Annotated in this window: 1 protein-coding gene; it reads left to right on the top strand. The window is 57.7% G+C overall.

Translation table 11 applies throughout. From position 1 onward, the window contains the following. On the top strand, positions 1-353 hold a 353-nt coding region (locus J5837_RS09235), incomplete at its 5' end, for a hypothetical protein (protein ID WP_210536467.1). Between the last annotated feature and the right edge of the window lie 6 nt (positions 354-359).

The following is a 359-nucleotide window of genomic DNA, read 5'->3' on the forward strand; positions in this document are numbered from 1 at the left end:
GTGTGCTTGTGACTCATCCGCTACTGATAAAGCTAGAAAGGGCGCTCACGGACACTTCTGGTGTTTATGTTGGTGCGGGCGTCGATGCAAAGACCTGCTTCTCGAGTCTCGCTTCGGACATCCTGGCGCACATCTGCATGCCATTCCCAGTCAGTGCCACTGTTATGCCTCCTGGCTTCCCGGACGCTGCGTTGGGTAGCACCATCTCCGGTCATTGCGTTGCTCACCGTGTCGGCTATTGGCTGGTGTACCAGCCCGACCAAGATCGGTTCTATTGCTTCTGGGGCACAGATCAGAGCAATCTTGGCGCGCACGGAGTCTTCGGCGGCCCGCTCTATTGTTGGTCCGCGTGAGCACAC

The sequence above is a fragment of the Pseudoxanthomonas helianthi genome, assembly GCF_017939625.1.
Classification (GTDB): Bacteria; Pseudomonadota; Gammaproteobacteria; order Xanthomonadales; family Xanthomonadaceae; genus Pseudoxanthomonas_A; species Pseudoxanthomonas_A helianthi.